9 protein-coding genes, 1 rRNA gene and 2 pseudogenes are annotated in these 10,807 nt (G+C 68.2%); 1 reads left to right on the forward strand and 11 read right to left on the reverse strand.

Features of this window, described 5'->3' with window-relative positions:
- Positions 1 to 70: 70 nt before the first annotated feature.
- Positions 71 to 442, forward strand: a pseudogene (locus ACGFYN_RS22745) (PRC-barrel domain-containing protein); the annotation flags it as partial.
- On the opposite strand, the pseudogene ACGFYN_RS22750 reads toward ACGFYN_RS22745, so the two are convergent.
- The 11 genes and pseudogenes from ACGFYN_RS22750 to rrf form a co-directional block, all read right to left on the reverse strand.
- Positions 364 to 1,806, reverse strand: a pseudogene (locus ACGFYN_RS22750) (DNA polymerase IV). The pseudogenes ACGFYN_RS22745 and ACGFYN_RS22750 overlap by 79 nt on opposite strands.
- Before the next feature lie 80 nt (positions 1,807 to 1,886).
- Positions 1,887 to 2,561 carry a MerR family transcriptional regulator gene (locus tag ACGFYN_RS22755; protein WP_393867670.1) on the reverse strand — a complete coding sequence of 225 codons (675 nt, stop codon included), beginning with the start codon at positions 2,559 to 2,561 and terminating at the stop codon, positions 1,887 to 1,889.
- Positions 2,562 to 2,833: 272 nt separating this feature from the next.
- Positions 2,834 to 3,307, reverse strand: a complete 474-nt coding sequence (locus ACGFYN_RS22760; protein ID WP_004002801.1) for a bifunctional nuclease family protein — start codon at positions 3,305 to 3,307, stop codon at positions 2,834 to 2,836.
- 84 nt (positions 3,308 to 3,391) lie between these two features.
- Positions 3,392 to 4,126 carry a MerR family transcriptional regulator gene (locus tag ACGFYN_RS22765; protein ID WP_393867671.1) on the reverse strand — a complete coding sequence of 245 codons (735 nt, stop codon included), beginning with the start codon at positions 4,124 to 4,126 and terminating at the stop codon, positions 3,392 to 3,394.
- A 43-nt stretch (positions 4,127 to 4,169) separates the two neighbouring features.
- A complete protein-coding gene (locus tag ACGFYN_RS22770; protein ID WP_393867672.1) occupies positions 4,170 to 5,075 on the reverse strand; it encodes an FHA domain-containing protein in 906 nt (301 codons plus the stop codon).
- A gap of 64 nt (positions 5,076 to 5,139) precedes the next feature.
- Complete coding sequence (locus ACGFYN_RS22775; RefSeq protein ID WP_393867673.1) at positions 5,140 to 6,036, reverse strand: DUF881 domain-containing protein; 897 nt, start codon at positions 6,034 to 6,036, stop codon at positions 5,140 to 5,142.
- 5 nt (positions 6,037 to 6,041) lie between these two features.
- Positions 6,042 to 6,374, reverse strand: a complete 333-nt coding sequence (locus ACGFYN_RS22780; protein ID WP_003988855.1) for a small basic family protein — start codon at positions 6,372 to 6,374, stop codon at positions 6,042 to 6,044.
- The gene (locus ACGFYN_RS22785) at positions 6,371 to 7,285 is read right to left on the reverse strand and encodes a DUF881 domain-containing protein (protein WP_393867674.1); all 915 of its coding nucleotides are present in this window, start codon (positions 7,283 to 7,285) and stop codon (positions 6,371 to 6,373) included. Before ACGFYN_RS22785 ends, ACGFYN_RS22780 begins: the two co-directional genes overlap by 4 nt.
- A 98-nt stretch (positions 7,286 to 7,383) precedes the next feature.
- The gene (locus tag ACGFYN_RS22790; protein WP_393867675.1) at positions 7,384 to 9,879 is read right to left on the reverse strand and encodes a sugar phosphate nucleotidyltransferase; all 2,496 of its coding nucleotides are present in this window, start codon (positions 9,877 to 9,879) and stop codon (positions 7,384 to 7,386) included.
- A 91-nt stretch (positions 9,880 to 9,970) separates the two neighbouring features.
- A complete protein-coding gene (locus tag ACGFYN_RS22795) occupies positions 9,971 to 10,603 on the reverse strand; it encodes a CDP-alcohol phosphatidyltransferase family protein (RefSeq protein ID WP_393867676.1) in 633 nt (210 codons plus the stop codon).
- Positions 10,604 to 10,712: 109 nt separating this feature from the next.
- A 5S ribosomal RNA gene (rrf, locus tag ACGFYN_RS22800) occupies positions 10,713 to 10,807 on the reverse strand; the annotation flags it as partial.

Below are 10,807 nucleotides of genomic sequence, written 5' to 3' on the forward strand. Positions count from 1 at the left end.
CGAGTGGCCACCTCGCCCGTTGTGCTCTTTTGTAGTGCTTAGGGATGAGTTGCGACCAAGTGGAGGGACCGTGCAGACCGAGATCGATCCGCGCAACCTGATCGGCCGCAAGGCGTTCGACCGCAATGGCACCAAGCTCGGCACCATCGACGAGGTCTACCTCGACGACGCGACCGGCGTGCCGGAGTGGGCGGCCATACGCACCGGCCTTTTCTCCCGGGACGCCTTCGTCCCCCTGGCACCCAGCGAACTGGTCGAAGGCACCCTGCAGGTCCCCTTCGACCGGACCCTGATCAAGGACGCCCCGGACTTCGGTGTCGGCCGTCACCTCTCCCCCGAACAGGAGCTCCAGCTCTACCACCACTACGGTCTCGACAGCGCAACACCTCCCTCCGCCCCGGACCGCTCCTTCGGCAAGCTCGCGGGCACGGGGGACACCGACGCCTAGGACACCTCGGCAAAGGTGGTGCCCGGTCCCTGCGCCACCAACGGCAGCGGTTCCGCCGGCTCGAGGTCGGGGTCGTCGGTCCGGAACGTCCGCACCCGTCCCGGCTCCGAATCAGGCGTCTCGAACCGCACCGTGACCCGCCCCAGGCCGCTGCCCTGCACCCACCCGTGCCCGAACTCGCCGTGCCGCACATCGCGCCCCGAGGGCCAGCGCCGCTCGGCGGGCGTCGGCTCCACCCGCACAGGTTCGTCCGCCGCCTCCTCCACCGGCGCGGCCGCCCCCTCCCCCGCCGCCTGCGCGAACAGATCCTCCTGCGTGTAGTCCGCGAGCCCGCTGACCCCGACCCCGAGCAGCCGTACCCCGCCCGTGGTGTCCACCGTGTCCAGCAGCCGCGCCGCCGCCTCCCGCACCACCCCCGGATCGTCCGTGGGACCCCGCAGCGTCTCGGAGCGGGTCAGCGTCGAGAAGTCGTAGCGCCGCACCTTGAGCACGATCGTCCGCCCCGAGAGCCCGGCCTCGCGCAACCGCCGCACACACCGGTCGGCCAGCCGCTGCACCTCGAGCCCGACCCGGAGCCGGTCGTGGATGTCCACGTCGTAGGTGTCCTCGACCGACACCGACTTGGTCTCCCGCTCGGCGACCACCGGCCGGTCGTCGTGCGCCAGCGCCATGGCGTACAGCGCGTGCCCATGGGCCTTGCCCAGCAGCCGTACGAGCTCGTCCTCGCCGGCTTCGGCGATCTCGTCGACGGTGCTGATCCCGGCCCGTCTCAGATGGTCCCCCGTCGCCGGCCCCACGCCCGGCAGCGTCCGCACCGACATAGGGCCGAGCAGCGCCCGCTCGGTCCCCGGCTCGATCAGCACCAGACCGTCCGGCTTGGCCTCCTCGGAGGCGATCTTCGCGACCATCTTCGACGCGGCCAGCCCCACGGATCCGGTGAGCCCCGTCCCGGTCCGTATGTCCCCGCGCAGCTTCTCCCCCACCAGCCGCGCCGAGGCGTCGTCCCAGGCCGCCTCCCCGGCCTCCAGATCCACGAAGGCCTCGTCCAGACTGAGCGGCTCCACCAACGGCGACAGCGAGTGCAGCAACGCCATCACCTGCTCGCTGATCGCCTTGTAGACACCGAAGCGTGGCACCAGATAGGCGGCGTTCGGCGCGAGCCGCCGGGCCTGCGCCATGGGCATCGCGGACCGCACCCCGAAGACCCGCGCCTCGTACGAGGCCGTCGCGACCACCCCGCGCGGCCCCAGCCCGCCCACGATCACGGCTTTTCCACGCAGACTCGGCTTGGATGCCTGCTCCACCGAGGCGTAGAAGGCATCCATGTCGAGATGCAGGATCGTGGCCGCGTTTCTCACATGTCCGATGCTGCCCTACGCCACTGACAATGCCGCCCTACGACCGCCCGGGCGCCCTGCGACGCCACGGGGAAACGCGGTCAGACGGCCCGGTTGCGCCGCCGCGCCAGCTCGTCCGCCGGATTGTGCCCGACCAGGGTCTCGCCGGTGTCGACCCGCTCGCCGTGCAGCTGCGAGAGCGCGCTCTCGACGTCCCGCCACACCACGCCGACGGCGATCCCGAAGATGCCCTGGCCGCCCTGGAGCAGCGCGTGCACCTCGTCGGGAGAGGTGCACTCGTAGACCGTGGCACCGTCGCTCATCAGCGTCATCCGCTCCAGGTCCCGGAATCCGCGCTCACGCAGATGCTGCACCGCGGTACGGATGTTCTGCAGGGACACGCCCGTGTCCAGGAACCGTTTGACGATCTTCAGGACGACGACGTCCCGGAAGCTGTACAGGCGCTGTGTCCCCGACCCGTAGGCGGGCCGCACGCTCGGCTCGACGAGCCCGGTGCGGGCCCAGTAGTCCAGTTGCCGGTAGGTGATGCCGGCGGCCGCGCAGGCCGTCGGCCCGCGGTAGCCGATCTCCTCGGACGCCGCCTCCGTGCCGCTCGGCACGGCCGCCGGTCGCTGCGGAGCGTGATCGGCCGCGCCACCGTGCTGGGGATACCCCCCGCCCGAGCGGAGCCGAGAGCCAGGGGGAGGGTACGGACCGCTCTCCCCCGGACTGCGTCCAGGGGCTCCCCCAGCCGTACCGTCGCCGCTACTTCTCACGCCGACCTCCGTCCTTGACCTGCCCCCTCGACGGTAGGCAGCCACCAGGGGTGCGTCAACGACCGCCACACTCGGCACGCCGAGTGATAATCACCCTGCGAGTGGTTTCCCGCACCCAACCGCGGGGAAAGGCTAGCCGAATGCCTTCGGGGAGAGCCGTAGGACGCTCCCTCCCGCCACCGGCACTTGACTGGCAGATGTCGGCATTTGGGCCGTCTCCGGCCACCGTCCGGCCCCGTCGCCGACCATGGGTCCGCCGGGCCGCGCACGTCTCACTGGCTGCTGGTCCCGAAGTCCTCCGGCGAGATCTGGTCGAGGAACTCGCGGAACTTCTCCACCTCGTCCTCCTGCTCGTCCGGAATCGCGATGCCCGCGTCGTCGAGCACGCCGTCGCTGCCGTAGATCGGCGTGCCGGTCCGCAGGGCCAGCGCTATGGCGTCGGACGGACGGGCACTGACCTCGACTCCGCTGGCGAACACCAGCTCCGCGTAGAACACGCCTTCCCGCAGGTCCGTGATACGCACCTCGGTGAGCTCCTGACCGACGGCCTCCAGCACGTCCTTGAACAGGTCGTGGGTCAGCGGTCGTGCGGGGGCCATGCCCTGCTGGGCGAAGGCGATCGCAGTCGCCTCCCCCGGACCGATCCAGATGGGGAGGTAGCGATCGCCTCCCACTTCACGCAGGAGCACGATCGGCTGGTTGGAGGGCATTTCGACCCGGACACCTACGACATCGAGCTCGTTCACACAGTAACCCTAGGACGTGCCCGGGACGTTTGGGTAGTCGGGCAGAGAACGGGGGGACGATCCGGCCTGCGCTCGCACGCCGTATCAGGGCAGTCGCACACCGAGCGCGGTCTGCACGAGCGCGGCGTGCAGCTTCACCGTCAGCGCCGCCAGTTCCTTCGTGCGCGCCTCGGCATGTGCCCTGGTCTGCGGGTTGCGGTGGCGCTTCAGCGGCGCCACCACCTGGTCCACGAGCCCCGCCTCACGCTCGGCGGCGCCCTTCATGGCTCTCAGGTGCCGCGGCTCGATCCCGAAACGGCCGAGTTCCAGGACGAGCGAGGCGACGGTAGCCGCCTCCGCGTCGTACGTGCCGTCCGGCATCGGGGCGACGAGCCCGTACGACTCCCACTCCTCGAGCTGCTGTTCACCGATCCCGGCGGCCGTGATCAGCTCGTCCCGTCCGATCCGGGCCACCGTGGGTTCTTCGGACGCCTCCAGAAGGGGCTCGCCGTCCCGCTGGCGCCCCACGGCGGGAAGGGGCACCGCCTCACCGCGCCCCATCGCGTCCAGATGCTCGCGGATCACCTTGAGAGGGAGATAGTGGTCCCGCTGCGTCCTCAGGACGTAGGCGAGGCGCTCGACGTCCTCCGCGCTGAACTTGCGGTATCCCGAGGGGGTGCGCTGGGGCTCGATGAGCCCCTCGGACTCCAGGAATCTGATCTTGGAGATGGTGACTTCGGGGAACTCGTCACGCAGCACGTTCAGCACCGTGCCGATGCTCATCAGACTGTCCGTGGCGGCGGTACCGTGGCCGGCACCGCCGCTCGGTGTTCGCAGCATGGCCATTCCCTGTTGGGCCCCAGGACCGCGTCCGGGGGCCTCGTCAGTAGCCCTGCTGGCTCGCGTAGAAAACCAGCCGGTACTTTCCGATCTGCACCTCGTCACCGTTGTTCAGACCGACCTGGTCGATCCGCTCGCGGTTGACGTACGTGCCGTTCAGACTGCCCACGTCGGCCACCGTGAACGAGCCGTCCGCGCTGCGCCGGAACTCCACGTGCCGGCGGGAGACCGTCACGTCGTCCAGGAAGATGTCGCTCTGCGGATGACGCCCGGCCGTCGTCAGGTCGCCGTCCAGCAGGAAGCGGCTTCCCGAGTTGGGGCCACGGCGCACGACCAGCAGCGCGGAGCCGACGGGCAGGGCGTCCACGGCCGCCTGGGCCTCGGGAGAGAGAGCCGGCATCTGCGTCTGACCCGTGGTCTCGGCGTCGTAGGCCTCGATTCCGGAGATGGAGATCGTGGACGTCGTCTCCGAAGGCCGCTCGGGGGTGGCGCCCGCCCGCAGCGGCGCGCCGCAGTTGGAACAGAAGCGGCTGTTCTCCGCGTTGCGGTTACCGCACCTCGTACACACCAGGGCCGACATAGGGGAAAACCCTCCACCCGTACTTGAGGTTGACGGTTGCCCGAAACCTATGCCGCCGGGCTGCGCAGGGTCAACAGACGGCGCGCCCTGACCACCGGAAATGTCGCCGCCCGGGCCGGGAACCTGGTCCCGGAACAGCGGTCGCTGGCCTTCCGCGTCAGGCTGCGCGCGATGACGAGCGGTCGCGTTGGCGCTGTCCTCTCGCGCGCTCTTGCCGAACAACTTCGCAAACAACTTCACGGGCGATTCCCCTTGACCGAAACAGACCCGCCCGTGGGGCAGGACGAACCCTGACTGCATACACCGGCCGACCCGGACATCCTCACAACGTCCGTATCCACCAGACAGTTTCCACCACGCACCACCCATTCGGTGCGCCGACCCCCCGCAACCTCATGCCCTCGCCGGACTCCCCCCATGCACCGCCGGTTCACTAGGAGGACGACCGAGCGTAGTCAGGCCGCTTCGCCGCTCGCAAGGCGTCCACAATGATCTTGTTCGACCGCTCGACGGTGACGGTGGCCTGCTCCTTCTCTAGGGTCTGCACCACGCCTCCGGGGATGTTGAGCGCCGGTTCGAGGTCCTCCGGCTTGCCGATGACCTTGAAACGATAGGGAGCGTTGATCTTGTTCCCGTCGACACTCACGCTCTTGCCCTCGTCGGTGAGATAGGTGCCTGCGACCACCCGCACGTCGTTCACCTGGATCGCCTCCGCACCGGCAGCACGCAGTTCCTGGATCGCGTCGAGCAGCATGTCCGCCTGGACCGCCCCCTTCGTGTCCTCGATGGTCATCGTGATGCCGGGTCCCTGAGCCGCCACCGTGCCCGCCAGGATGCCGAGTTGCTTCTCCTTCTCGACGGTCTGCTTGCGGGCCTCCTCGGCCTGGTCGGAGCTGTTCTCCAGCTCGTCGCGCTGCTTCTCCAGGCCCTGCTTCTCGTCCTCAAGACGCTGTGTACGGTCATCGAGTTCATCCAGGATGCGAACAAGATCTTCCTGACGCGCGCCGCGCAGGGCACTGTCGCTGTTGCTGTTCGACGCGACCTGGATCGCGAGGCCGAATCCGAGGCCGAACAGCAGCACGGCGACGATGAGTTGGGCACGGGTGATACGCGGCGGCCAGAGCCCCTTCCCCAGCCGCTGCCGCCCGGTGAGCCCGTCCGGCTCGTTCCCGGGAGCCTCCGGAGTGTCGGGGGCCTCAGGTGCCACGGACGCCTCTGCGGCGTCAGGGCTCTTCTCGGGAGCTTTCGCGGCCTCGGGAGCCGCGGCCGGCACCTCTTCCGGAAGCTCCTTGCGCAGCCTGTTCTCAGGCGTTTCGTCGTTGTCGCTCATCGGCCTCACGCCCGGAACACGTGCCGGCGGATCGCCGCGGCGTTCGAGAAGATACGGATGCCGAGCACCACGACGACACCGGTGGACAGCTGCGCGCCGACGCCCAACTTGTCGCCCAGGAACACGATCAGTGCCGCCACGACCACGTTGGACAGGAACGACACCACGAAGACCTTGTCGTCGAAGATCCCGTCGAGCATGGCCCGCAGACCACCGAAGACGGCGTCGAGCGCCGCGACGACGGCGATCGGCAGGTAAGGCTCGACGACCGCCGGAACCTCAGGCCGGACCAACAGTCCTGCCACGACTCCCACGACGAGGCCCAGTACGGCGATCACGATGTGCCCTTCCCAGCTTTCTCGGTGTTCGGCTGTGCAGTACGTACGATCACACTCGGTGCGGCCGGCAGCCGGAGGTCGCTCTCCACGGAGATGCTGTTCCGGATGCCGTAGTTCTGCTGCAGGGCGTTCAGATACAGCCCGTCGGCGCTGTCCTGGAACCTGGCGCTCAACTGCTTGCCGTTGCCCACGGCCAGCACCGTGTACGGCGGAACCAGCGGCTTGTTGTCGACCAGTATCGCGTCCCCCGCGGCCCGGATCGCCGAGAGCGCTGTCAGGCGCTGGCCGTTGATCGAGACGGCCTCGGCGCCCGACTCCCACAGGCCGTTGACCACGCGCTGCATGTCGCGGTCGCGCACCCGCCCGGTGTCGGAGAAGTCCGAGGTCTCGCGCGGATTGCCGTTGCCGCCGCTGGTGGCTTCCTTGGCATCGTTCACGACCAGCTTCACGCCGGGGCCGTGCACCGCGACCGCCCCCGACAGAATCCCCACCAGCTCGCTCTTGTCCCCGCCGCCGCTCTTCTTCAGCGCCGTCCGCTGCCGCGTGCTGACATCGTCGCGCAGCTTGTCGACGGAGCCCTCCAGCTTGTCCGCCGCCGCGGTCTCCCGGTCGATGCGGTCGACCAGTTCCGTACGCTCCTTGGCGACGGTGGGTGCCGCCACGCGCGCCTGTGCCGCTCCTACGGTGACGACGAGAGCCGCGAGCACCAGACCGGCCGCCAGACCGAGCCTGGCCCGCAGCGTCTTCGGCATGCCCCCCTCGCCCGCGGCCTTCTTACGGGCGGCCGCCTCGGCGTAGCCGTCGTCCAGGCTGTGGTCCATGACGTTGGTGAGCAGCGACATGGAGGCGTCCGGGCGCGAGGGGCGCGTGGGTGTGCTCCGAACGGGGGGCTGCTGCGGCATGCCGCACATCGTCGCACGTCGCGAGCACTACCTCCGAATGGCCCCACCGGCGAGCCGGACAGGCCCCGTTGGGGACACCTGTCCGGCACGCGCGCGTACTGCGTCTTTCAGCGACCGGCGCTGTCCACGACCGCCGACCACTCGTCGAGCAGGGCCTGCGCGGACGAGTCGTCCGGCCCCTCCGCCCACAGGTGGGTGACCGCCTCGGCCGGGTCGGGCAGCACCATCACCCAGCGGCCGTCGGTCTCCACCACCCGCACTCCGTCGGTCGTGTCCACGAAGCGATCTCCGGCCTCCTCGACCACGCGCCGCATCACGAGCCCCTTGACGGCCCACGGAGTCGCGAGATCCCGCTTGAGGACGTGCGCCCGCGGAATCCGCGCGTCGATCTGGCTGAGCGTGAGCTGTGTCCGCGCCACCAGCCCGATCAGCCGTACGAAGGCGGCCGTACCGTCGAAGACACTGCTGAACTCCGGGACGATGAACCCGCCCTTGCCGTCACCGCCGAAGATGGCCGCGTCGTCGCCGCCGACCCGCGTCAGATCGTCGGGCGAGGTCGTCGTCCACTCCACCTGCGTGCCGTGGTAAGCCGCGACCTGCTCGGCGATCCTCGTCGTGGTCACCGGCAGCGCCACCCGCCCGCTTCGCCGCTCTGCGGCCACCAGGTCGAGCATGACGAGCAGGGCCCGGTCGTCCTCGACGATCCGCCCCTTCTCATCGACCAGCGACAGCCGCTCGCCCACGGGGTCGAACCGCACGCCGAAGGCGGCCCGCGACGACGCCACGATCTCACCGAGCCGCACCAGACCCGACCGCCGCACATCGGCGGTCTCGGTGGGCCGCGACTCGTCGAGCCCCGGATTGATCGTCAGCGAGTCCACACCGAGCTTGCCCAGCAGGCTGGGCAGCACCAGGCCGGCACTTCCGTTCGTCGCATCGACGACGACCTTCAGCCCGGACTCACTGACCCCGGTCGTGTCGACGTTGCGCAGCAGCGACCCGGTGTACGAGTCGAAGACGCTGGACGGGAAGTGCAGATCCCCGATCTCGCCCGGGAAGGCCCGCCGGTACTCCTGCCGCGCGAACACCCGGTCCAGCTTCCGCTGGCTGCCCTGCGACAGGTCCGCGCCGTTCCCGTCGAAGAACATGATGTCCACCGAGTCCGGCACCCCGGGCGTGGTCCGGATCATGATCCCGCCGGCACTGCCCCGCGCGGTCTGCTGCCGGGCGACGGGCAGCGGCACGTTCTCCAGGTCGCGTACGTCGATGGCGCTGGCCTGCAGGGCGGAGATGACCGCCCGCTTGAGCGCTCGCGCACCACGGGAGTGGTCACGAGCGGTGGTGACGGTCGAGCCCTTCTTCAGGGTCGTCGCGTACGCACCGGCCAGCCGCACCGCGAGCTCAGGCGTGATCTCGACGTTCAGGATGCCCGAGACACCACGGGCGCCGAAGAGGTGCGCCTGGCCTCTGGACTCCCAGATCACCGAGGTGTTGACGAAGGCGCCGGCCTCGATCGTCTTGAACGGGTAGACGCGCACATTGCCCTGAACGATCGATTCTTCACCGATCAGGCACTCGTCGCCGATGACCGCACCGTCCTCGATCCGCGCGGCCCGCATGATGTCGGTGTTCTTACCGACCACGCAGCCCCGCAGATTGCTGTGCTGCCCGACGTACACGTTGTCGTGGACCACGGCCTTGTGCAGAAAGGCCCCGCTCTTCACGACGACGTTCGATCCCACGACCGTGTGCTCGCGGATTTCGGCACCGGATTCGACCTTGGCGTAGTCGCCGATGTAGAGCGGACCGCGGAGCACGGCATCGGGATGCACCTCGGCACCCTCGGCCACCCAGACACCCGGGGAGATCTCGAAGCCGTCGAGCTCGACGTCGACCTTGCCCTCCAGGACGTCGGCCTGTGCCTTCACATAGCTCTCGTGGGTACCGACGTCCTCCCAGTAGCCCTCCGCGACATAGCCGTAGATCGGCTTGCCTTCCTTCATCAACTGCGGGAAGACATCTCCGGACCAGTCGACGGACACATCGGCCTCGACGTAATCGAAGACCTCCGGTTCCATGACGTAAATGCCCGTGTTCACGGTGTCGGAGAAGACCTGGCCCCAGGTCGGCTTCTCGAGGAAGCGCTCGACCTTGCCCTCTTCGTCGACAATGGTGATACCGAATTCCAGCGGATTGGGCACGCGCGTCAGGCATACGGTGACGAGCGCACCTTTCTCCTTGTGGAAATTGATCAGGTCGGTGAGGTCGAAGTCGGTCAGGGCATCACCGGAGATCACCAGGAAAGCATCGTCCTTCAACGCTTCTTCGGCGTTCTTGACGCTTCCGGCAGTACCGAGTGGCTTCTCCTCATTGGCATAGGAGAGCTCCATGCCGAGCTCCTCGCCGTCACCGAAGTAGTTCTTGACCAATGAGGCCAAGAACTGGACGGTAACTACGGTCTCGGTCAGCCCATGCCTTTTCAGCAGCCGCAGCACATGCTCCATGATCGGGCGGTTCGCCACGGGCAGGAGCGGCTTGGGCATGCTTGAGGTCATGGGGCGAAGGCGTGTGCCTTCGCCTCCGGCCATCACGACGGCCTTCATGTCGGAAGCGTCCTCCTCAAAGAGACGACGGTCTAGCCGACTTCACCCGCCCCGATTGTCCCGCACTTTTGAGCCAAGGGCCATCGAGCCGCTACGGCCGCGGCAATGGGCGGGTGCTGTCGGCCATGGCGTCCGCACGAACGAGGCGGCGGACTTGTACCACGTAGAGGACTCCTGCCCACCAGTAGAGGGTTGTACCCCACCCTGCGAACGCCCATCCGAAAATAGCAGCGAGTGACGGGAGCCATCCAGTTCCATCACTGAGCAGGAGCAACGGGAAGGCATACATCAGGTTGAACGTAGCCGCCTTCCCCAGGAAGTTCACCTGCGGCGGCGGATAGCCGTGGCGCCTGAGGATGCCAACCATCACCAACAGGACCAGCTCGCGCAGGAGAAGTGCAGCGGTCAACCAGAGCGGCAGAATCTCACGCCAAGTGAGGCCGACCAATGTCGACAGAATGTAGAGCCGGTCGGCCGCAGGATCGAGGAGCCGGCCGAGGCTGCTGATCTGGTTCCAACGCCGAGCGAGCTTGCCGTCCAGGTAGTCGCTGACTCCGCTCAGAGCCAGCACCAGCAGGGCCCACCCGTCACTCTTGGGCCCTCCGAACTCAGGACGCAGAATCAGCCACAGGAAGACCGGCACGCCGACGAGCCGCGCCATGCTGAGGATGTTGGGGATGGTGAGTACCCGGTCCGTCTGGACGCGGGTCTCTTGGACCTCCACCCGAGGGCCTCCTGTGGGAAACGTGCCAACGATGCCCCCTGACCCTACCTCAACGCAAAAAAGCTCTGGCTCTCGGGCTGAGTGCCCAAGAGCCAGAGCTCTAAAGGTAGTTCGGCGGCGTCCTACTCTCCCACAGGGTCCCCCCTGCAGTACCATCGGCGCTGTAAGGCTTAGCTTCCGGGTTCGAAATGTAACCGGGCGTTT

It is taken from the genome of Streptomyces sp. NPDC048419 (assembly GCF_043200415.1).
Lineage (GTDB): Bacteria > Actinomycetota > Actinomycetes > Streptomycetales > Streptomycetaceae > Streptomyces.

Excerpts from the sequence above, each read along its gene's own strand:
- ACGFYN_RS22765 (WP_393867671.1), bottom strand. The coding sequence starts at position 4,126 with ATGCTGCGAACACCGAGCGGCGGTGCCGGCCACGGTACCGCCGCCACG.
- ACGFYN_RS22770 (WP_393867672.1), bottom strand. The coding sequence starts at position 5,075 with ATGGGTGGTGCGTGGTGGAAACTGTCTGGTGGATACGGACGTTGTGAG.
- ACGFYN_RS22775 (WP_393867673.1), bottom strand. The coding sequence starts at position 6,036 with ATGAGCGACAACGACGAAACGCCTGAGAACAGGCTGCGCAAGGAGCTT.
- ACGFYN_RS22785 (WP_393867674.1), bottom strand. The coding sequence starts at position 7,285 with ATGTGCGGCATGCCGCAGCAGCCCCCCGTTCGGAGCACACCCACGCGC.
- ACGFYN_RS22790 (WP_393867675.1), bottom strand. The coding sequence starts at position 9,879 with ATGAAGGCCGTCGTGATGGCCGGAGGCGAAGGCACACGCCTTCGCCCC.